At 37.0% G+C, this 22,166-nt stretch carries 18 protein-coding genes, 3 tRNA genes and 2 pseudogenes; 15 read left to right on the top strand and 8 right to left on the bottom strand.

Features of this window, described 5'->3' with window-relative positions:
• Together ACFIJS_RS07820 and ACFIJS_RS07825 are read left to right on the top strand one after the other, a co-directional pair.
• A pseudogene (locus ACFIJS_RS07820) lies at nucleotides 1-141 on the top strand (exonuclease); the annotation flags it as partial.
• 81 nt (nucleotides 142-222) lie between these two features.
• A complete protein-coding gene (locus ACFIJS_RS07825) occupies nucleotides 223-489 on the top strand; it encodes a helix-turn-helix transcriptional regulator (protein ID WP_375651026.1) in 267 nt (88 codons plus the stop codon).
• Nucleotides 490-931: 442 nt separating this feature from the next.
• Here ACFIJS_RS07825 and ACFIJS_RS07830 read toward each other — a convergent pair.
• Nucleotides 932-1,017: transfer RNA gene (locus tag ACFIJS_RS07830), tRNA-Leu, on the bottom strand.
• A 147-nt stretch (nucleotides 1,018-1,164) separates the two neighbouring features.
• On the opposite strand from ACFIJS_RS07830, the gene ilvA reads away from it, so the two are divergent.
• The 3 genes from ilvA to ACFIJS_RS07845 all read left to right on the top strand — a co-directional run bounded on the left by ilvA (nucleotide 1,165) and on the right by ACFIJS_RS07845 (nucleotide 4,681).
• Nucleotides 1,165-2,442, top strand: a complete 1,278-nt coding sequence (gene ilvA, locus ACFIJS_RS07835) for a threonine ammonia-lyase IlvA (RefSeq protein ID WP_375651027.1) — start codon at nucleotides 1,165-1,167, stop codon at nucleotides 2,440-2,442.
• A gap of 34 nt (nucleotides 2,443-2,476) precedes the next feature.
• Entirely contained in the window at nucleotides 2,477-3,007 is a 531-nt protein-coding gene (locus ACFIJS_RS07840) for a hypothetical protein (protein WP_375651045.1), read from the top strand.
• A gap of 291 nt (nucleotides 3,008-3,298) precedes the next feature.
• A complete protein-coding gene (locus tag ACFIJS_RS07845; protein ID WP_375651028.1) occupies nucleotides 3,299-4,681 on the top strand; it encodes a DEAD/DEAH box helicase in 1,383 nt (460 codons plus the stop codon).
• Between the two features lie 1,392 nt (nucleotides 4,682-6,073).
• Here the strand turns inward: ACFIJS_RS07845 and ACFIJS_RS07850 are convergent.
• Nucleotides 6,074-6,148 (bottom strand) — tRNA-Asn (locus tag ACFIJS_RS07850).
• A 184-nt stretch (nucleotides 6,149-6,332) separates the two neighbouring features.
• On the opposite strand from ACFIJS_RS07850, the gene ACFIJS_RS07855 reads away from it, so the two are divergent.
• From ACFIJS_RS07855 to ACFIJS_RS07875, 5 genes are all read left to right on the top strand, one after another.
• Nucleotides 6,333-6,406, top strand: a tRNA-Cys gene (locus tag ACFIJS_RS07855).
• Nucleotides 6,407-6,625: 219 nt separating this feature from the next.
• Complete coding sequence (locus tag ACFIJS_RS07860; RefSeq protein ID WP_375651029.1) at nucleotides 6,626-7,300, top strand: protein-L-isoaspartate O-methyltransferase; 675 nt, start codon at nucleotides 6,626-6,628, stop codon at nucleotides 7,298-7,300.
• Nucleotides 7,301-7,408: 108 nt separating this feature from the next.
• Nucleotides 7,409-8,659, top strand: coding sequence for a TolC family outer membrane protein (locus tag ACFIJS_RS07865; RefSeq protein ID WP_375651031.1), 1,251 nt, complete (start codon nucleotides 7,409-7,411; stop codon nucleotides 8,657-8,659).
• Nucleotides 8,660-8,908: 249 nt separating this feature from the next.
• Nucleotides 8,909-9,475, top strand: coding sequence for a DUF2497 domain-containing protein (locus tag ACFIJS_RS07870; protein ID WP_375651032.1), 567 nt, complete (start codon nucleotides 8,909-8,911; stop codon nucleotides 9,473-9,475).
• Between the two features lie 150 nt (nucleotides 9,476-9,625).
• Nucleotides 9,626-12,349 carry a valine--tRNA ligase gene (locus ACFIJS_RS07875; RefSeq protein WP_375651047.1) on the top strand — a complete coding sequence of 908 codons (2,724 nt, stop codon included), beginning with the start codon at nucleotides 9,626-9,628 and terminating at the stop codon, nucleotides 12,347-12,349.
• Nucleotides 12,350-12,449: 100 nt separating this feature from the next.
• Here ACFIJS_RS07875 and ACFIJS_RS07880 read toward each other — a convergent pair whose 3' ends face one another.
• Nucleotides 12,450-12,662, bottom strand: coding sequence for a DUF4102 domain-containing protein (locus tag ACFIJS_RS07880; protein WP_375651034.1), 213 nt, complete (start codon nucleotides 12,660-12,662; stop codon nucleotides 12,450-12,452).
• 826 nt (nucleotides 12,663-13,488) lie between these two features.
• Here ACFIJS_RS07880 and ACFIJS_RS07885 point away from each other — a divergent pair.
• On the top strand, nucleotides 13,489-14,280 hold the full coding sequence (locus ACFIJS_RS07885) for a tetratricopeptide repeat protein (RefSeq protein WP_375651035.1): 792 nt from the start codon (nucleotides 13,489-13,491) through the stop codon (nucleotides 14,278-14,280).
• A 100-nt stretch (nucleotides 14,281-14,380) separates the two neighbouring features.
• Here ACFIJS_RS07885 and ACFIJS_RS07890 read toward each other — a convergent pair whose 3' ends face one another.
• The 5 genes from ACFIJS_RS07890 to xth form a co-directional block, all read right to left on the bottom strand.
• Entirely contained in the window at nucleotides 14,381-15,127 is a 747-nt protein-coding gene (locus ACFIJS_RS07890) for an amino acid ABC transporter ATP-binding protein (RefSeq protein ID WP_375619591.1), read from the bottom strand.
• A gap of 11 nt (nucleotides 15,128-15,138) precedes the next feature.
• Nucleotides 15,139-15,855 carry an amino acid ABC transporter permease gene (locus ACFIJS_RS07895; protein WP_375651036.1) on the bottom strand — a complete coding sequence of 239 codons (717 nt, stop codon included), beginning with the start codon at nucleotides 15,853-15,855 and terminating at the stop codon, nucleotides 15,139-15,141.
• A 2-nt stretch (nucleotides 15,856-15,857) separates the two neighbouring features.
• Nucleotides 15,858-16,610 (bottom strand): amino acid ABC transporter permease, encoded by a 753-nt coding sequence (locus ACFIJS_RS07900; RefSeq protein ID WP_375651038.1) that lies wholly within the window; start codon nucleotides 16,608-16,610, stop codon nucleotides 15,858-15,860.
• Nucleotides 16,611-16,750: 140 nt separating this feature from the next.
• Entirely contained in the window at nucleotides 16,751-17,656 is a 906-nt protein-coding gene (locus tag ACFIJS_RS07905; RefSeq protein ID WP_375651039.1) for a transporter substrate-binding domain-containing protein, read from the bottom strand.
• Nucleotides 17,657-17,776: 120 nt separating this feature from the next.
• Nucleotides 17,777-18,559 (bottom strand): exodeoxyribonuclease III, encoded by a 783-nt coding sequence (xth, locus tag ACFIJS_RS07910; protein WP_375651040.1) that lies wholly within the window; start codon nucleotides 18,557-18,559, stop codon nucleotides 17,777-17,779.
• Between the two features lie 498 nt (nucleotides 18,560-19,057).
• On the opposite strand from xth, the gene rpsL reads away from it, so the two are divergent.
• The 4 genes and pseudogenes from rpsL to ACFIJS_RS07930 form a co-directional block, all read left to right on the top strand.
• Nucleotides 19,058-19,429: a 30S ribosomal protein S12 gene (rpsL, locus tag ACFIJS_RS07915; protein WP_375651041.1), complete on the top strand. Its 372-nt coding sequence runs from the start codon at nucleotides 19,058-19,060 to the stop codon at nucleotides 19,427-19,429.
• Between the two features lie 18 nt (nucleotides 19,430-19,447).
• Nucleotides 19,448-19,918: a 30S ribosomal protein S7 gene (gene rpsG / locus ACFIJS_RS07920; protein ID WP_375651043.1), complete on the top strand. Its 471-nt coding sequence runs from the start codon at nucleotides 19,448-19,450 to the stop codon at nucleotides 19,916-19,918.
• A 24-nt stretch (nucleotides 19,919-19,942) separates the two neighbouring features.
• Nucleotides 19,943-22,027 carry an elongation factor G gene (gene fusA, locus ACFIJS_RS07925; RefSeq protein ID WP_375651044.1) on the top strand — a complete coding sequence of 695 codons (2,085 nt, stop codon included), beginning with the start codon at nucleotides 19,943-19,945 and terminating at the stop codon, nucleotides 22,025-22,027.
• Between the two features lie 62 nt (nucleotides 22,028-22,089).
• A pseudogene (locus ACFIJS_RS07930) lies at nucleotides 22,090-22,166 on the top strand (elongation factor Tu); the annotation flags it as partial.

Here is a 22,166-nt window from a genome sequence, read left to right on the forward strand (position 1 = left end):
GGCAAATCTACTGGTTTGAGAATGAAAATCAAACGCATCCACCGTGATGAGAAACACATTGAAGAGATCAATAAAGCGGTCGAAATCTTTTTAGGGGAAATAGAAGAAGAGATGCAAAAGATTTTGGCAAAAGCTGCTTAAACCTATGGGAGTGCTCTCTCCTCCCAGCACCCCCACCCATTATAATTATTCTCAACACGTCGATAATAAGGAAAATTTTAAATGAACGAAGAAAAATTAACTGCCTCAATAGAAAAAATAAGCTTATTCGAACAAGCTTTACTGTCGATGCGTTTGCAACGGCTTGTTAATATACAAGATCTCTCAATTTATCTCGGAATGTCAATGACATACATTAGAGAGCTTGTAAAAATCGGAGCTTTTCCTAAGCCTATACAAGAAGAACGATACTTAAAATGGGATCTTGTTGAAATTGATCGTTATATTGAAGCCAAAAAAACTGAAAGAGATTCAGTAGAATTATCTTGAAGAGGTCCCAAATTACGAACTATTCATAGAGAAGATTAACAGAAATGACAGAAAATTATTGATAATAGTTTGATCATGAATAATTTAGTGACAATCGATAATGATGGTATTACCGTCACGACCTCTTTAAAAATTGCAGAGGTTGGATTTGAAATTTCACCTTTTTGAAAAAAAAGGGCTTTGTCGGGTGTAGCTATGCCATACAATACCCGTTTGGGAAAAGCATAGCGATGGACTATCGACCGTGTTTGTTAACACCTAAAAAAGGAGGAGATCAAAGTGCTGAAAAGAATCTCAAAAGCAGAAATGATTCGCATTTCAGCATCATCGCGGTGCCGTCTGATAGCGTTATAATGGAGTTGTGAAAGGTGGTTTAGAAGGTGGTTTAATTTTTGTTGATTTTTAATAACCTATTGGAAAGTAAGGGGAAATTCAAATATTGTGGTGCGGACGGCGGGACTTGAACCCGCAAGGTCTCTGACCGGCAGATTTTAAGTCTGCTATGTTTACCGTTTTCATCACGTCCGCGATGAGGGTTCTCTCATAAGCTATATCTTTTATTGAATCAAGAATTAATGACAAAAGAAACATTTTTCATTTTTTTAGTGAAATTTTGACTGACAATAGTTTTCTTTATCGCTAGAAAAAGCTTTTATAATGTAAATAAAGCATGAAATGATTAATGTTATGAGTCAATTTATTCAAGACGTCACAAAAGCTATGGTGGGATTGCATCACGTGTTTGCTGAAACACCACTTCAGAGAAATGATTTTCTTAGTCAAAAGTATGATGCAGAAATTTATTTAAAGCGTGAAGATTTAACACCGGTGCGGTCTTATAAGATTCGTGGTGCTTTCAATTTTGTTTCAGAAATGCTTAGCAGTATATCACCAGATTCTGCATTTGTTTGCGCTTCAGCGGGGAATCACGCGCAAGGGGTTTCTTTTGTTTGTCGTTATTTTAAACGTAAAGGCGTGATTTTTATGCCTATGACAACGCCACAACAAAAAATTGAGAAAACACGTATTTTTGGTAAAGAATTCATTGATATTCGTTTGATTGGTGAAACATTTGATCAATGTTATGAAGCTGCGCAATCCTTTGTCGTGAAGAGTGGTGGTGTAATGGCTCCACCTTTCGATGATATTCGCATTATTACGGGGCAGGCAACAGTGCTCTGTGAAGCTGCTTTACAATGGAAAAAACTCAATGGAGAAAGTGAGCCAGATTTAATGATTGTGCCGGTAGGAGGGGGGGGGTTGGCAAGTGGGGTGAGCAAGTTTTTACATGAATATGGTTGGAAAACAAAACTTCGTTTTGTTGAGCCGCAAAGAGCTGCAAGTTTGCTTGCTTGTTTGGAGAGTGGAAAACGCGTCAAGCTTAAAAGTATTGACACTTTTGTAGATGGTGCTGCTGTGGCTGAAATTGGTGCACTAAACTATACAATTCTAAAGCAATTTTCTCCTGATTCTGTCATTACGGTTCCTGAAAATCGCGTTTGTTCTACGATGGTTGAAATGCTTAATGTTGAAGGTGTGGTCCTTGAACCGGCTGGTGCTTTATCGATTGATGCGCTTAACAGTATTCCTCCTCAAGAGTTAAAGGGAAAAAAAATTCTTCTCGTTATTTCAGGAGGTAATTTTGATTTTGAGCGTTTGCCAGAAATTAAAGAGCGTTCTTTACGTTTCCAAGGGTTGAGAAAATATTTTATTTTTAGTTTTCCGCAACATCCTGGTGCATTGCGTCATTTTCTTTCTACATTATCACCAAATGATGATATCGTACGTTTTGAATATCTTAAAAAATCAGCGAGAAACTTTGGTTCTGTATTGGTTGCGATTGAAACAAAAAAATACGGTAATTTTTGTCTTTTAGAGGAAAAATTTCAAGCGTTAGGTTGGCGTTATCGTGATATTACTGATGATCAAACGTTATTTGATTTCGTTATTTGAGAAACTGAAATTTTACTAAAAAAGAAGTATAATGATGAAACCTATTTTTTATTTGGTACTGAGTCTATTTTTCTTTTTGATTGTTAATCAACATAGTTTGGCATCTCAGCCAACAATAATACAAAAAGCTGAACTTTCAAGAGTCGTTGTTGATGTCAATAATGCTATAAAAAATAGGGATTTTACGCCTATTTCTCGTTATATGCCTGAGCGGCTTTATAAAGAGATGGCTCATCGATTGAATACAACAGAGAGTGCTTTACGTAGTGATTTTCTTCAACAGTTGCATAGGAAATTTGAGGATTTGCCTTCTGGTGCTTATTATTTAGATAAAGAAAATATAGAGTATTTACAAACTAATAACGGTACTTTGTATGCTTTAATTCCAACATTTCTTGAGATGAAGGATTGCATCATTCGATATAAAACTTTGGCGATTTTTGATAAAACCCAATGGTATTTAATTTATGGTGGTCAAAAAACTTTACAAAATCCAGTTTTTCTAGAGATTTATCCTGATTTTATCAAGGTACATTTACCGACGGACACAATCATCAAAAAGTAAACGATCTAAATATTGTTTTTTATTCGTGATAAATGTATCTTTTAAAGTTCTTGATTTTTTATCATAATCCAAGGATAATGGGGATAAAGGCATTTAGGCTGGTTTGTTGGCTTTTTGTACAGTGAAGTTTATACGCCTTTATCTTGATTTCAAGATGCTCATGAGTTGCGCAAGCCGCTTTTTAAGCGTTGCTTCATTTAAAATGTCAGGGATTTCTCTTGCGCGGATTCTTGAGTGGAGAGTGCAGCTGGTTACTTGTTTTGAGTTCTTAAGCTGAGGAAAGATTTTATTTTGCCTATAAAAGAAGAAAATGTTTTTACAAAGTTAGGTTTGCCTACTCTTTTGATTAAAAATCTACTCATTGCTGGGATGAGTAAACCTAAGCCTATACAAGAACAAGCTATTCCAATGATGTTGAAAGGACACGATATTTTAGGTATTGCTCAGACAGGTTCTGGAAAAACCTTGGCATTTGGTTTACCTATTTTAAGTCAGATTTTGGCTTTTGGTGATAAACGCTGTCCTAAAACTGCACGCGCTTTGATTTTAGCTCCCACGCGTGAACTTGCTGTTCAGATTGATGAAACGATTCGCACTGCGGCGAAAGGTGCACATCTTTCAACATGTCTTATTTTTGGAGGCGTATCACGTTTAAAACAAATTAAACGTATGGAAGCAGGTGTGGATGTTTTGATAGCGACTCCAGGGCGTTTGAGAGATCTTGTTCGTGAAAAGTGTGTTGATCTTTCCCAATCTCGTTTTTTGATTTTGGATGAAGCAGATCGTATGTTGGATATGGGGTTTATTCATGATGTTAAGCAAATTGCAAAGCTTTTGCATCAAGAGCGTCAGACGGCACTCTTTTCTGCAACAATGCCAAGGGAAATTGCTGTGCTTGCAAAATGTTTACTCAATGATCCGGTTAAAATTGAAGTTGTTCCTCAAGGTACTACGGCTGAAGAGATTACGCAGAAATTATATTGTGTTCCTACGAATGAAAAAAAGAATGTTTTAAGTAAACTTTTGACAAATCCAGCTTTTGATTCGGTTATTGTTTTTACCCGAACTAAACATGGGGCTGATTCTGTCACACGTAGTTTAGTAAAGATAGGATATTTAGTCGCAACAATTCATGGGAATAAATCACAAGGCGCTCGTCAGTCTGCTTTAAAAGCTTTTCGTGAAAGATCTGTGCAGATCCTTGTGGCAACAGATATTGCTGCACGCGGTATTGATATACCAAGGGTAAGCCACGTTATTAATTATGACTTACCAGATGAGGCTGAAAGTTATGTACATCGTATTGGTCGTACAGGACGTAATGGTGCATCTGGTGAAGCACTTACGCTTTTTGATGAGAAGATAGAAAGGGAAAGGTTGCGTGCTGTCGAGCGTTTGATTCGTATGAAATTGGTGCCTGAGTCTGTTCCAGAACAATTTGCAGCGTTTCCAGAAAAGCCAATTGTGCCAGAAAGTAGAGAAAAAGAAAACGATAAGGAACGCCGTTTTAAAAAATATAAACGTCAAAAACAGTTTTTAGGTCGAAAAGATGATGCTGCACAGTTGCAGCGGAAAAATTCTTCATCTCCAAATGAGAGGCATAAAAAAGGAAAAGCGGTGGCAAAGCGTGCAAAGTCTTTTCGTTTTCGAAAATCAGTTAAGAAGGCTGCTTAGATAAAATCTTGAAAAAAGATTATGTCCTGGAGATGTTTTACTTTTGTTGATTTATTCTCAATTGAAAAGAGGTATAAAATACTCTTGCCAAAATAAAAAGGTCCTTCAGAGGTTTTCATTTGTTAGAAATAAAAACTTCTAAATGTTATTTATTTAAAAATCTTTTAAAAAAATCATCATTGTAGAGGCGATTATTTATTTTCTTTATTCCTATTTTTTTAAATGGGAATAAAGATAGATTTTATTTATATAAAGTTATTTTTATAAAAGATGTGTTTTATCTTTAATGATAATTTTTAATTTTAAAAAGTGATGTCTAATAATAACTCATTATTTTATATATTGAATAATTTATTATATCGTAGAATTTTTTTCATTTTGAAGCTATTTATGTGGATCAATCAAAAGTATTCACTTGCACGTTATATGTGAAATTATCATATAGATAAACATTTGAGAAATAAATAAAATGATTCTTATAAACTCTTTCAAAGGCAAAGGGGGTATTGCTAAGATTGAGAGTCGGAAAATAGTATGATGGTATGGCTTTTATTATAAATAAAGATGAGGCTGATCAATCGATTTTATTTTATACCATTTACGGGAGTCACTGTGAAAGGGGCTTGGGGGGTGATTTAAGAGATATCTCTTTAAAAAAGTGTGTGACTGCATAATACAATAGCGAGAATGTCATGATTTCTGAAGGTTTTCTCAGAATTCTTAACAATTTGGTTCGTTATCTTGGTTTTGTACTGTAAAACACTATTATTTTGGGGGATATAAAGCCTATAAGACTTTTTATGTATTAAATGTTTTATGACAGTGTCATGAATATCCAAGGCAAGGTTGTTTGTAAAGCGTTGAAGTGGTTAGCAGGGAAAACAACCTGTTAGATAAGACGCTGGAGTGTTTACAGACTTGTTTGATGTTTTTTGCTTTTAGGATGCGAAGGAGGTTATATGGGGTGTATGGAGATAATATATGCCTTGATTGTTGTTTCTTCCATTTTTCAAAATGATTATTTCATGAGCAGGTTTTAAATTTAAGTACTTTATGGAGTACAAATCATTTTTTCTTTGGAAAAAAATTATATAAGATCTTTTTCATTGTTGATGGAGCTTAATAATTCTCTCTGCTGAAAAAAACCGTAATTTATAATGTGCAAATAATCATAGTACTCTCTGATAGAGACGCGGTAGTTTGAAAAAAGTAATCTTATCGTGCTATTTCAAAATGAATCAATTGTTTTTTGCGTTCATTGAAAAAAATACATTCCGTAGAATATTGTGTTTCTATTTTATTGCAAAAATCCTATTTCCTCACTTTTATTAACGAATCCCCCATATCTAAAAACTTGAGAAAAAACAATAAGCTACGTAGAATAAAAAAAAGTGGCTCCCCGGGCCGGATTCGAACCAGCGACCAACCGGTTAACAGCCGGTTGCTCTACCGCTGAGCTACCGGGGAATGGCGCCCAATTATTTAGTTGAAAAGGCTATAGCAAAGCAATACTGATTTGCAAAGGATAAAATTACTTTTTTTAAAAAAATATGATAAATTGTGTAATAAGAGAAAAAAAGGCGAGAGAAGATTTCTACACCTTGACGGATGCATTGCCTTCCCTTATTGAAACCTTTATGTTTGTTGATGAGGCCTCGTGGCGGAATGGTTACGCAGAGGACTGCAAATCCTTGTATCCCGGTTCGATTCCGGGCGAGGCCTCCAGCCGATTTTAAATGAAACGGCTTTTAGGGGAGATGAGGTATAGGAAGATAGATTATTTCCCTCGATAGTTGTGAAGACATTTTTTATGTAGAGATCATACAGTTAAAATCTAATTATTGACTGTAGCGTCCTTTTTCGTAACGCCCATAGTTTAAAAGATCTTCATCTCTCATTGTCGCTGTTTTGTTTGTTTTTGTAGGTTAGGAGAAAATATTCGTTATGGTTGCAGATTTTGCTGAGCTTCGTCGCAAAATGGTTGACAATCAAATTCGTACAGTCGATGTAACGGATTTATCAGTTCTTGAAGCGTTTTTAACGGTATCTCGTGAAGATTTTGTATCGGAAGATGTGAAAATATTGAGTTATCTTGATACCGATATTGTTTTATATCCAGTGCAAGATGGGGTTCCTGCACGCTATTTGATGAAACCTGCATCTCTAGCGAAATTACTACAGCTTGCCGCTGTAAAATCATCAGATGTTGTTTTAGATATTGGTGCAAATAGTGGTTATTGTGCAGCGTTGCTTGCAAAACTTGCAGGGTCTGTGATTGCGTTGGAAAGTAATAAATCTCTTTTTGAACGTGCTCTTGAAGCTTTAGAACGTAATCAATGTGATAATGTGGTTGTCATTCATGGTCCATTAGAGCAAGGATATGCCGTTGAGGGACCTTATGATGTGATTTTCATTGAGGGATCTGTTGATTTTATTCCACAAGATATTTTTGATCAAATGAAAGATTGTGGACGTCTTGTTGTGGTTGAAGGGTATGGAAATGCTGCTGTTGCACAAATCTATATAAAAGAAGATGGAATCATTTCGGCACGTCGTGCTTTTAACCTCGCTGTAAAGCCTCTTCCTTGTTTTTTAAAAACACCTAGTTTTGTATTTTAGTGCTTGTTTGTTTTGTGAATAAAAGATAGTTTTGTAATTTATTTGGGGTTTGTTATTGTGTGTATTGTGTTTAGAATAAACAAGAAGTTTCAGGCGTGTTTATTACTGGTGTTGAGTATTTTACTATCAGAGACTGTTTGTGCTGAAACATTGATGGAAGCTTTTTCTAAGGCTTATAAACATAATGCTAAGTTGAATAGTGAACGTGCAGCTGTGCGTATATCCAGTGATGATGTTGTCATTGCGCGATCAGGGTTATTGCCACAAGTTGAGGGGGTTGGGAACTATGGGCGGAATAAGTCTTTTACAAGTCCTTATATCACTTCTGGATCTATAGGTGTGAGATTAAATCAAAGGTTATTTGATGGTTTTATCACGCAAAATATCTTTTCTTCAGCTCAAGTTAAGTTGCAGGCTCAGCGTGAATATCTTCGTAATGTTGAACAAAATACGTTTCTAGAGACAGTGACCGCTTATGCTAATGTCTATCACGCACGTCGTGTTGCCGATCTTCGGAGAGAAAATTTGGCAGCTCTTGAAGAACAAGTTCGTTCTAATAAAGCAAAATTTGATGTGGGTGAAGGAGGGCATGTTGATCTTGCTCAAGCTCAAGCTGCACGTTCCGTGGCGGTTTCAGAGCTGAGTCTTGCTCGTGCTGATGTAAAAACAGCAGAGGCAGTGTATCGACAAGTTATTGGTTCTGATCCTGAAAAGTTAAAACGCCCTCCCGTAGCCAAAGATTTTCCCATCAACCTTGATATGGCTTACCGAATGAGTGTTGTGATGCATCCAGCAATTCTTTATGCTAAATATTTAGTCGATGCGAGTGTTTACAATGTAAAGGCGAAAGAAGGGGCATTGCTCCCTAAAGTTGATTTTTCTGCAACAGCATCTTATAATCGAATTTACAGCGGTGCTGGAGAGGATGGAGTTTCTAAATCAATAGGATTGTCAGTAAGTGTCCCAATCTTTGAAGGAGGGCGTACGTCTGCGCAAATTCGCCAATCAAGGGAACAGCTTGGACAGGCGCATCTTCAACTCGATTTGGCGCATAGTAATACGAGGCAAGCACTTACTTCTGCGTGGTTTCAGTTGGAGGGCGCACGCTCATCTGTTATTGCTTACCGTGAAAGTGTTCGTGCTGCTGAAATTGCTCTGAAAGGTCGTGTTCAAGAAAATCGCGTAGGGCAAGCAACGACGCTGGATGTTTTAAATTCTCGTACTCAATTGATTAACGCTCAGATTGCGCTTGCAATGGCGGAGCGTAATGCTGTTGTGGCGAGCTATAGTGTTCAATCTTCTATTGGTAAATTGACTGCAAGTTATTTAGGTTTAAAAACAATTAAATATATCCGATAATGCGTAAAAGTATCTCTTTAATCTTAAAATTATTTTAGTTTTTAAAAGATTAGTAAATCAATAGTTGAATATGTTTAAAAATAGAGCGGTGAGATGTTATTTTTATAAGTGTAGAAAATTGTGTGTAGCGCCCTCTTTATGACAAGCATATTTGAAAATATCGCGGGTGGTATGTTGATCTTATGATTCTTTTGCATACACTGAAAATATGATTCTATTTGTTGTTGCGTCTTTGAAAGGTTGTAAAGTATGGTACAGAGTTCAAGCGTGTTACGTGAGCCAAGTATGGATGAAATTTTAACATCTATTCGTGAAATAATCGAAGAAAATGCGGTTCAATCTGATCACTTTTTAAATGAAGATGTTGCAGTGAATGCTTCGGAAGGTCGTTCAGAAGTTGCATCAGAGGGTATTGATGATACAACCTTATCGGTTGATGATGCTATGAAAGCTTTAGCTGATCGTATTGGTCTTTCTTCTGAAAATCAAGGAGGGAAGGTAACGCAAGAGAAAGGGGATATAGAGGCAGAAAATAATACAGTTGGTATGGATATGCAAAAGATGAAGCTTTCTTCTGGAGAACGGAATTCTGTTTATAAAGCAGAAGAATATGAAGATGAGATAAGGAAATCACAGTCAGAAGCTGGAGGAGATGGTCATGTGGAATTGTCTGCATATTGTATTTCTTCTGCAGAAAAGATTGCAAAGGATGTGTTGCGTCCGGCTATAGCAGAATGGTTACAGTCTAAATTGCCTATTTTGCTGGAAGATATTTTGCGTGAAGAGATTGTGAAAGCGATTAAAAAATCATCTTAATTATTTTTTTACATTATTTTTATGTTTTTCATTTTGTGAGAATTTTGTTTGCGATTTTGCGAGCTCTCTAGTGAATCGCTGAGATTTACTGGATTATGATCAGGGTTTGATCATATATTGTGTTTTTCAGCGGCGTTATGGATGGATAGAATGTTAGAAAAAAACTATGATGCTGCCTCTATAGAGCAACGGGTTGCAAAGAGATGGGAGACTCGGGGGGCTTTTAAAGCGGGAGCTGGTTCTAAAAGCGGTGCAGAACCTTTTTGCGTTATGCTTCCACCTCCTAATGTTACGGGCTCACTTCATATGGGGCATGCGCTCAATACGACAATTCAAGATATAATAGTTAGATTTCAGCGGATGCGTGGCAGAAATGTGTTGTGGCAGCCTGGTATGGATCATGCTGGGATTGCTACACAAATGGTTGTAGAGCGTCAACTTTCAGAATGCCAAGAGCCAACGCGTCAAGAAATGGGGAGAGAAAAGTTTATTGAGCGTATTTGGGAATGGCGTTATGAAACTGGAGGCGTTATTGCAAACCAGTTGCGTCGCCTTGGGGTTTCATGTGATTGGTCGCGTGAGCGGTTTACAATGGATGAGGGGTTGTCGCAGGCAGTTCGCGAAGTCTTTGTCACGCTTTATAAGCAAGGGTTGATATATAGGGATAAGCGCCTTGTCAATTGGGATCCTAAATTGTTGACAGCTATTTCGGATCTTGAAGTTGAGCAAAAAGAAGTTCAAGGACATTTGTGGCACTTTAGATATCCACTTGAGGGTAAAATTTTTGATCCAAATGATGCGACAACTTTTATAACAGTGGCGACAACACGGCCAGAAACAATGCTTGGTGATACAGGAATTGCTGTTCATCTTGAAGATGAGCGTTATAAAAATCTTATCGGCAAAAATGCTCTTTTGCCGCTTGTTGGTCGTAGGTTATTAATTGTTGGTGATACGCATGCTGATCCTGAAGCTGGAAGTGGTGCTGTCAAAATCACACCAGCTCATGATTTTAATGATTTTGAAGTAGGACAGCGTAATCATTTACGCTTGATCAGTATTTTTACCCAAAAAGCCGAGATTTTTCTCCGTGAAAATGAAGCCTTTTTTGAGGGTTTGATTTTATCAGATGAATTAAAAATGTTAGTAGAAAATCTCGATAAATCTGATCGTTTTGTTGCGCGCCAGAAGATTGTTACTTTGATGGAAGAACAGGGATATTTAGCCTCTGTGGATGATCATATCCATATGGTTCCTCATGGAGATCGCAGTGGTGTCCCTATTGAGCCTTTTTTGACAGATCAATGGTATGTTCGTGCTGCTGAATTAGCAAAGCCAGCGATAGAGGCTGTTCAACAAGGAAAAACACAGTTCGTTCCTGATAACTGGAAAAAGACTTACTTCAATTGGATGGAAAATATTCAACCTTGGTGCATTTCTCGCCAATTATGGTGGGGACATCAGATTCCTGCTTGGTATGGTCCTGATGGAACGGTTTTTGTTGAAAAAAGTGAAAAAGAGGCTTTAGATTCAGCTTTTGCTCATTATGGTGAGGTTGTTGAATTAATCCGTGATCCGGATGTTTTAGATACTTGGTTTTCATCAGCTCTTTGGCCTTTTTCAACATTAGGATGGCCAAATAAAACGACTGAATTATCTACTTTTTATCCAACATCTTTATCCGTGACAGGATTTGATATTATTTTTTTCTGGGTTGCTCGTATGATGATGATGGGACTTCACTTTATGGGTGACGTTCCTTTCCCAACGGTTTATGTGCACGCTCTTGTTCGGGATCAAAAGGGTGCAAAGATGTCAAAATCAAAGGGAAATATTATTGATCCTTTAGAGCTTATTGATCAATATAGTGCTGATGCACTTCGGTTTACTTTAGCTATTATGGCAGCACAAGGTCGTGATGTAAAACTTGACGCTTCTCGTATTGCTGGTTATCGTAATTTTGCTACGAAATTGTGGAATGCTACCCGATTTGCACAAATGAATGGTGTGAAGCATGATCCAACTTTTAAGCCAGAACAAGCAAAACTGGCGCTTAATCGTTGGATTTTAACCGAGTTATCTAAAACGATTTCAGCAGTGACGACTGGTATTGAACACTATAAATTTAATGAATCAGCTGCCACACTTTACCGCTTTATTTGGAATACATTATGTGATTGGTATTTGGAGCTTCTCAAACCTATTTTTCAGGGGGAAAATGAAGATGTTAAAAATGAGGCTCAAGCTTGTACTGCTTGGGTTTTAGATGAAGTTTATAAACTTCTTCATCCTTTTATGCCTCATATGACGGAAGAGTTGTGGTCTCTTACAGAAACGCAAGCCATCAAGCGTGAGGATATGCTCGCATTGACAAAATGGCCAGAGGAAACATTGATAGATGAAGAAGCTGCTGATGATATTAATTGGCTTATTGATGTCGTTACAGGGATTCGGTCTGTACGTTTTGAAATGAATATTCCAGTGGCTACACAAGCACCTCTTGTTGTTGTCGAAGGAGGGGAAGTAACGCGAGAGCGTGTGAAGCGTTATGATGCACTTCTTAAAAAATTAGCGCGTATTGAAGTTATTGATTTCTCTGATAAAGTTCCGGAAGTATCGGCACAAATGATTTTGGGAGAGGCTGTTTTTTGTTTACCATTAGGACAGTTGATTGATTTGGAGGCTGAACGCGTTCGTTTGAGGAAGGATGTCAGTAAAATTGAACAAGATATTGAAAAAATATCGCTTAAATTAAACAACCCCAAATTTATAGCAAATGCAAAAACAGAAATTGTTGAGCGTGAACGGAACAGGGTTGTAGAACTGCGTGCAGCGCAGAAGAAGATATTTGTTGCTTTAGAACGGTTGGATTGATTTCAACTTTTTATTTTTTGATGGATGATTTCATACCATTAGGGCTGGTATAGATCTTCTTTAAAGGGAATTTTTTCTTTTATTAGTTTTTCATGAACGATCATAAAATCTCTACTGAAATCCATTGTTTTATGTTTATCATTAAAGAAACATCTTTTAAGGCATCCAAACCTATTTGACGACGGAGATCATGAATGGTACAAATACATTCATTGAGCTTCCCTTCTTTATGCTTGTGAAGTAACAAGCGGCAGGGTGCCATTCTGACCAATCCGGACAGCCCTTGGCACTTAAGACTGTTCATAAGAGGCATTTTTATTTCTTTCTTAAACAGAATTTTTATCCACATAGCTCTCTCTGCTTGTACTGTGCAAGCAGATGGTTTTGATTCATTCAATCTGGAACAGGTTTGGAATGAGAGAATCTTACGATATTCGAGGGACTCATTTAATATGCAAAAAAGGAAAATTATCATTATAAATCAATATTTTGACTTATTGCTGTAAAACATCATTATTTAGAGTAGCAATATAAGGCATGTAAAATTACACATGTGGTATTTTTGTTGTATGTAGAGGTGAGTATTCTGAGGTAGGGCTTGTGTGTAAAGTATGAAGTAACTCCATGTGAAGTGATGTTAGGTGGAATCCGTTAAACAAAAAGCTGTATTGTTTATAGATTGACGGTAGAAAAAATTTCATCTTTAAAGTGGTAAGGCAGTCGTGAAGTTATAAGTTAACTATCATCATTATATTTATCTATCTTTCGTATTGTTTTTATACTTAAACGCTTACCATTCATCATGTATTCTTTTCGTTCTCAAGTTGCTGTTTAATGCACGTTATTTTATTGAACGATTTTTACTCATACGTATAAAATTTTAAGATCAATAAATCCTAGAGTGTTAAAGGAGGTGTTACAAAATATAGAATGATGATTTATATTTAAAAATCAATTTTTTGTATATAAAAATGGATATTTAATTTTATCGAATATTTTGGATGGTTTTTATTTATTTGTCTTTTTTTTTTTTAATTTTTACTTTAAAATCACGTATGCTTCTTACTAAGAAAAAGAGTTTAAATATCTACAAAGAAATTTGTAACAGATATAATCATTAAAATTGAGATAGGGGGGAAATGGTTAATAGATTTCAGATATGGAAAAAAGCCACGATTGTTGTGATTTTAGGGGGGGTTTTTTCGACTGTTTATGCAATAGATATCAATAGGTTGCAAGAAGCGAATGATGGTTCGTTTTATTTTTTAAAACGTGGCATGTCTGCTTATAAAAATGGGCATATAAATCAGGCTATTGCAGCATTATGTTGTGCGGCTAAGAGAGGCCATATTGGTGCGAATTGGAAACTTGGCTCTATCTATGCAAACGGTGATGGTGTCCCTAAAAATGATTATAAGGCATATCATTTTTTTGCATATATTGTTGAAAAAGGTGCGGATCTTGGTTCAGAGGATGAAAGTTATGTTTCTGACGCATTGGTTAAATTTGCGGGATATATAAAAAAAGGTATTCCTCAATCACCTGTGAAACCTAATCCTTCTTATGCTGCTCATCTTTATATGCAGGCTGCGGTAAACTATGGAAATCCTAAAGCTCAGTATCATTTAGGAAAAATATTTTTAAAGGGAGAGGGAAGGGAGAAGAATCTTATACAAGCAGCACGATGGTTTCAACTTTCAGCAAAAAAAGGAAATCCTTCCGCTCAAGCCATGCTTGGAAATATACTGCTTCAAGAAGGAAAAATTGTCCGTGGGGCGGCAATGTTAACTGCTGCTTATGAAAAAGCTAACGTAAAAGACAGAAATTGGATTAGACCTTTGCAAGAACAGGCTTTTGCTCTTTGTAATGAATTTGAGAGACGTACAGCAATTTCACTGGTTGCTGATATTTTAAAAAATAACAGTTTTTAAACATCTGATTGTAATATTTTACATTCTCTCATCCATTATAAACTCTATTGTCTTGTGTCTAAGTTTACAGTAGAGATAGCTTTTTGTGATAATATAACGGTTAATGACTTAGGATTTTAGACAAAAATTCTTGCGTTCTCGGTGTTCTTGCTTGCGGATCAGAAAAGAACTCTTTAGATGAACAGTCTTCAAGAATTGTTCCTTGATCTATGAAAATAACACGCTCTGAGACTTTTTGTGCAAATCCCATTTCATGAGTTACACAAATCATCGTCATACCTTCTTCTGCTAAGCTAATCATGACATCGAGTACTTCACCTACCATTTCAGGATCTAGAGCAGATGTTGGTTCATCAAAAAGCATGACAAGTGGATCCATAGTTAAGGCACGTGCAATAGCAACACGTTGTTGTTGCCCTCCAGAAAGTTGACCAGGATATTTATCTTTGTGTTCAATTAGCCCAACGCGTTCAAGATACAACAATCCACGTTCAAGTGCTTCTTTTTTGCTTCGTTTTAGGACTTTTATTTGTGCAATTGTCAAATTTTCTGTGACAGATAAATGGGGAAAAAGCTCAAAATGTTGAAATACCATTCCCACCTGACTTCGCAATTTAGGCAGATTCGTTTGTTTTGAATGAACTGGTATTCCATTAATCCAAATTTCACCTTTTTGAAAAGGGACGAGAGCGTTAATAGTTTTAATGAGTGTTGACTTTCCTGATCCTGATGGACCACAAACGACAACCACTTCTCCTTTATTAATGTTGGTTGTACAGTTTTTAAGGACTTTAATTTCGCCATACCAGTTGGAAACATTTTTTATTTCGATCATATGAGTAGACATTTTTTTTCCTATTAGCGAATAATGGATACTTTTTTTTGTAAATACAAAACTATTTGTGACAGTGTAAAACAGATAACAAAATAGAAAATAGCTGCTAAGATATAAGATTCTTGCTTTACACCAAAATTATTAGCAGCAATATCAAAACCATTTAGAAGACTGTTACCACTGATGGCATAAACAAGGGTTGTATCCTGAAAAAGGATAATAACTTGTGTTAAAAAGACTGGAAGCATATCTCTAAAGGCTTGAGGAAGAATGACAATATACATACTTTGCCAATATGTCATTCCAAGAGCTTGCCCTGCATATTTTTGTCCTTGCGAAACTGAATTTATGCCAGCACGCATAATTTCTGCAAAATAAGCCGTTTCAAATGCGGTAAAGGTAATGAGTGCTGATTTATTTGCACCGATGGATGTACCGGTTAAAAAAGGCAAAAGCACGAAAAACCATAAGATAACCATTACAAGTGGTATTGAACGCATAGCGGTTATGTAAACGATTGCAAACCAAGACAGAAGTTTTATGGAAGAAAGGCGCATCATTGCTAAAAGGGTGCCGAAAACAAACCCCAATACCGTTGCAAAAAGAGTTAGAAAAACGCTAAAGAGTAAACCTGATAAAATGTAAGAACGAAATACATCAAAGGTAAAAAAGGAAAAATCAAAGTCGGAAAAATTGAAAGGAAAATAAAGTCCAAACTGAGAGCTTATGAAATTCATCATATTCAATTTCCCTTTGTTTGAAAATTAGGAATTTTGAGTATTTGTTCAATGACTGTCATCACAATGAATACGAATAAGGCTATTAGAATATAAAGAATCGTAACAAGCAGATAGTTTTCGTAAACATGGCTTACCTCTTCAATTGCTTGGTATTGAAATTGCATGAGCTCATTTATTGAAACGGCGAATGCTATAGACGAATTTTTTACAATCCCCATTGCCTCTGAAGTAAGAGGTGGCATAATTGTACGTATAGCACGTGGTAGTATAATATAGCGATAACTTTGATAAGTTGTAAACCCCATTGCCATAGCAGCATAGCGTTGTCCAGAAGGAATCGCTTCAATGCCTGAACGAACCTGTTCTGCAATGCGTGCAGATGTAAAGAATCCCAATGCGCATGTTATTAAGAGAATGGGGGAAAATTTCATTGCTGGTGGATAAATCTTAGGAACAACAAAATACCACAAAAATACTTGTACAAGGAGGGGAATATTACGCATAATTTCTACCCAAATAGCACCGATAGTACGAAATATATAATTGATTATCGATGTTTTGGGTAAAGTGCGCATTGTTCCTATAATAACACCACACAATACAGCTAAGATAAGTGAAGTGATAGACAATATAACCGTATTTTTTAAGCCATCGAGAAGTGTATCTAAATAGGTATGACTCATGCCGGAAGTTCCCAGACATCCTGTTACCAGTGTTTGAGTAAGGTCATCTCTACAAAGGAAAGAAAAGTCCATTATTGATATTCCCTCAAATTAGTCATTCACAAATAGGACAATAAACTAAGCGCATCTACATAGGCCAAATTTATTAAAAAGTGAATTAAAATATAAACCACACTCAATTTTTAAAGAGTGTGGTTCTTCTTTATTAAATTCTATAAATCTTTTTCTGTGTAGCTTTCTCGAGGCTTATTATTTGGGTGATCCCAAGCATATCTTGTTTGTTTTGACAAGGGAAGGTTCATAACAGTGTTAGCAGGTGGGATTGGTTTCATAAACCACTTATTATAAAGCTTTTCAAGTGATTCATCTTTAATCTGATGTACGATACTATCGTTGATTGTTTGTTCAAACTTTTTGTCATTTAATCTGAGCATACAGGCGATAGGCTCGACTGAAAGTACAGTATCAAGAATGACATAATCAGATGGATTCTTTGATTTAGCAATATGTCCAGCAAGAATTGAAGCGTCCATAACAAAAGCATCTGCCTTACCAGATTCTAATAATAAAAAACTATCTCCGTGATCTTTTCCTTTTAAAACTTTAAACTGAATGTTTTTTGCACGTTTGTTTTTACGAATAAGTTGAACAGATGTTGTACCGGTGGTCGTTGCAACTGTTTTTCCATTTAAATCGTCAAGAGATTTAATATTAGAGTTTTTCTTTACAGCAATCCGAACCTCTTCAATGTATGTCGTATAAGCAAATGCTGCTTCTTTACTGCGGGCAATATCATTTGTTGTTGATCCGCACTCAAAATCATAGGTTTTATTTTTTAAGAGAGGAATTCTATTTTGAGAAGTGATGGGAAGATAATGAATTTTAATTGGTTTACCAATTTTTTTTGAGATATCATTAATGATACGTTCTGCCATTTCTGTATGAAAACCTACATATTTATTATTACCAAGGGCGTAGGCTAAACCAGATGATTCACGGACACCTAAAGTAATTTCCCCTGTTCGTTTTATTTTTTCAAGAGTATCATGTTCAGCATGCGCGACACTTGTGAATCCAATGGCTGTTGCTGCAATAAACATTAACAATGATTTCTTCATTTATGTCCTCCATTCATTTATCTTTACTTTAGTTGTTTAAGATATACTGTTTACATGGTGTAGCATAGTTATTATTTTTGAGTAGAATTTTTTGTTGTTTCAAATGGGGGCTGTACTTTTTTAATTTATATTAAGGTGAATCCAAACAGGAACGTGGTCGGATGGTTTTTGATATCCCCTTACTTCTGTTTGACTATGAGCGCAAATAAGTTGATCAACAGCTTCTGGTGATAATAATAAATGATCAATACGAATCCCATTATTTTTAGGCCAAGCACCTGCCTGAAAATCCCAAAAACTGAAGGAGGGAGTATCGGTGACATTCCGGATAGCATCGTAAAGACCTAAATTAAGAATACGTTGAAACATTTTTCTTGTTTCTTGAAGAAATAAGGCATCTTGATACCATTCTTGAGGTTTTTTTGCATCTAATGGAGCGGGGATGACATTATAATCACCCGCTAGAATCAGAGGTTCTTCATACGCAAGCAACGATTTTGCATGTGTATATAATCTTTTCATCCATTCTATTTTATAGGAATATTTTTCACTCGTAATAGGATTCCCATTTGGCAAATAGAGAGATGCAACACGAATAACACCTTTGTTTGTTGAATAAACAGTTTCAATGTAACGTGTTTGCTCATCATTATCATTGCCTGGTAATCGACGGATCACTTCATCCGGTGTTTGTTTAGAGAGAATCGCAACACCATTAAAACTTTTTTGTCCGTGTGTTTCTATATGGTAACCTAAATTTTCAATTGCATCGCGTGGAAAATTTTCATCAATACTTTTAATTTCCTGTAAACAGACTATGTCGGGCTGGCTTTGTTGTAGCCATTGACATAACGTTTCATGTCGTGCTTTTATTCCGGCAATATTCCACGTTGCTATTTTCATGGCGCTTATCATTAGATATCAAGTATGCAATTCAATTCAATTTACTGCATTCATGTTTTATTAGAGTCACATCGTTGCCTCTTTTATTTATAGAGGATATTACTATGGTAAATTGATTTATCAAGAGTAGCGGTAAAAGCAAATTTAAAGTTTTAAAATTTAATTTATTTTCATTTTTAAAAACTTTCTGCTGTTTAGTTCTTGACGAATGTAAGTGTTCTCGCTATTAGAGATGGACATAACAGATGTGGATGTGATCAGGCGTTTTGGATATAAACCGGAAGATTATTCACAGGTGTTAAGAAGATTAAAAGCAAATACTAGTGCAAAAGGCTGTTGCCTTCTCTGCGTGTGGTCGGGTGAACTGTTTTTTTGCAGGTATGCCCGATTTTGTGTGTAGGTTTAGATATCTGTTCCGATTCTGTTGGAGTGGGTAGAAGTAGAAATAGAAAAGCCCGATTGGGTAAGACGAATGTAGATCGAAAAAAGGAAGGTTGCATGCCTACCGTAAACCAATTGATTCGTAAGCCACGTGTAGCGTCAGTTAAACGTAATAAGGTTCCTGCTCTGCAGTCGAATCCACAGAAGCGTGGTGTTTGTACACGTGTTTATACAACAACACCGAAGAAACCTAATTCTGCTCTTCGTAAAGTTGCTAAGATTCGTTTGACAAATGGATTTGAGGTGATTGGTTATATTCCTGGAGAGGGGCATAATCTTCAAGAGCACTCTGTTGTGATGATTCGTGGTGGTCGTGTGAAAGATTTGCCAGGAGTTCGTTATCACATTATTCGTGGTTTGCTTGATACACAGGGTGTTAAGAATCGTAAACAGCGTCGTTCAAAGTATGGCGCAAAGCGTCCAAAATAATATTGAGAGACAAAGCCAATGTCCCGTCGTCATAGAGCAGAAAAGCGTGAAATTAATCCAGATCCTAAGTTTGGTGATTTGGTTATTATGAAATTTATGAATGCCGTTATGTTTGATGGTAAAAAATCAGTTGCAGAGCGTATTGTTTATGGTGCGCTCGATTCTGTAGAAAAGAGAGTAAGAACGGATCCTGTGGCTCTATTTCATCGGGCCTTAGAGAATGTTGCTCCTCATATTGAGGTTCGCTCACGCCGTGTTGGTGGTGCTACTTATCAGGTTCCGATTGATGTTCGTCCTGATCGTCGTCAGGCCCTTGCTATTCGTTGGTTGATTGCTGCGGCACGTGGTCGAAATGAAACGACGATGATTGAGCGTTTGTCTGGTGAATTGATGGATGCGGCTAATAATCGCGGTTCTGCCGTAAAGAAGCGTGAAGATGTTCATCGTATGGCTGAAGCTAATCGTGCTTTTTCTCATTATCGCTGGTAGAGGTTTTTAACTAAGGCAAATATAATGGCTCGCGAATATAAAATTGAAGATTATCGTAATTTTGGTATTATGGCGCATATTGATGCTGGTAAGACTACGATGACTGAGCGTATTCTGTTCTATACCGGTAAGAATCATAAAATTGGCGAGACTCATGATGGTGCTTCTACGATGGATTGGATGGAGCAGGAGCAGGAGCGCGGTATTACGATTACGTCTGCTGCGACAACGACGTTTTGGGAAGGGAGTGACGGTCGGAAGCGTCGCTTTAATATTATTGATACGCCAGGGCACGTTGATTTTACAATTGAAGTTGAGCGCTCTTTGCGAGTTCTTGATGGTGCAATAGCCTTGTTGGATGCAAATGCTGGTGTAGAGCCTCAGACGGAAACTGTTTGGCGGCAAGCTGAGAAATATCGTGTACCACGTATGGTTTTTGTTAATAAAATGGACAAGATCGGTGCTGATTTTTATCGTAGTGTAGAAATGGTTGGCTCGCGGTTAGGGGCTAAGGCGCTTGTTTTGCAATTGCCAATTGGTGCTGAAAATGACTTTGAAGGTGTTGTTGATCTTGTGGAAATGAAAGCTTTGAAGTGGGATGGTTCTATTGGTGCCTCGGCGGTGATAAGTGAAATTCCCCCTGATTTAAAGGAGAAAGCTGAAGAATATCGCGAGAAATTGATTGAGATGGCTGTGGAGATTGATGAAGCTGCGACAGAGGCTTATTTGGAAGGTGTTATGCCAACCAACGAGAAGCTTGTTTCTCTCATTCGTAGAGGGACAGTAGAAGTTCAGTTTCATCCGGTTCTTTGTGGTACGGCTTTTAAAAACAAGGGAATTCAGCCGCTTTTGGATGCTGTTGTTTCTTATCTTCCTTCTCCAGTTGATGTTCCGGCAATTAGTGGTATTGATGTGAAGACTGAGTCTGAGACGACACGCGAATCTTCAGATGATGCTCCACTATCTATGCTTGCTTTTAAAATTATGAATGATCCTTTTGTTGGTTCGTTGACGTTCTGTCGTATTTACTCAGGTAAAGTTCAGAAAGGTATTTCTCTTGAGAATACCGTGAAAAAGAAGAAAGAGCGTTTGGGGCGTATGCTTCAAATGCATTCAAATTCTCGTGAGGATATTGAAGAAGCATTTGCTGGTGATATTGTTGCTCTTGCAGGACTTAAGGAGACGACAACAGGTGATACTCTTTGCGATCCTTTGAAGCCTGTTATTTTGGAGAGGATGGAATTTCCAGAGCCTGTTATTGAGATTGCAATTGAACCGAAAACAAAAGCAGATCAAGAAAAAATGGGTATTGCTCTTAATCGTCTAGCAGCTGAAGATCCTTCATTTCGTGTTAAATCGGATGAGGAATCTGGTCAGACTATTATAGCTGGAATGGGTGAGCTTCATCTTGATATTATTGTTGACCGTATGCGGCGTGAGTTTAAGGTTGAAGCAAATGTTGGGCAGCCTCAAGTTGCTTATCGTGAGTCAATTACTAAAATGGCAGAAATTGATTATACGCATAAGAAACAATCGGGTGGTGCCGGTCAATTTGCTCGTGTAAAAATTGTTTTTGAGCCTCATGATGGTGATGATTTTATTTTTGAGTCAAAGATTGTTGGTGGTGCTGTTCCTAAAGAATATATTCCCGGCGTCCAAAAAGGGATTGAAAGTGTTATGGGATCAGGTCCTCTTGCAGGCTTTCCTATGCTTGGTGTAAAAGCAACACTTATTGATGGTGGCTATCACGATGTTGATTCTTCGGTTTTGGCTTTTGAAATTGCTGCTCGTGCAGCTTTTCGTGATGGAGCAAAGAAGGCTGGTGCACAGCTTCTTGAACCGATCATGAAGGTGGAAGTTGTTACACCAGATGATTATGTCGGTGATGTTATTGGTGATCTCAATTCTCGTCGGGGACAAATTTCGGGAACTGAAGCACGGGGTATTGCAACGGTTGTGAATGCAATGGTTCCTTTGGCAAATATGTTTGGTTATGTGAATACCCTTCGCTCTATGAGTCAGGGGCGTGCGCAGTATACAATGCAGTTTGATCATTACGAGCCTGTACCTTCGGCTGTTGCTTTGGAGATTCAAAAGAAATACGCGTAATTTCAGGTTGGTAATTAATTTTTAACTTAGTCCTTGGCTTGGACGGAAAATGGAGAGCTCAGATGGCGAAGAGCAAGTTTGAACGAACAAAACCGCATGTTAATATTGGTACGATTGGTCACGTTGATCATGGGAAGAC

It is taken from the genome of Bartonella sp. OT172YNZD (assembly GCF_042193725.1).
Lineage (GTDB): Bacteria > Pseudomonadota > Alphaproteobacteria > Rhizobiales > Rhizobiaceae > Bartonella > Bartonella grahamii_A.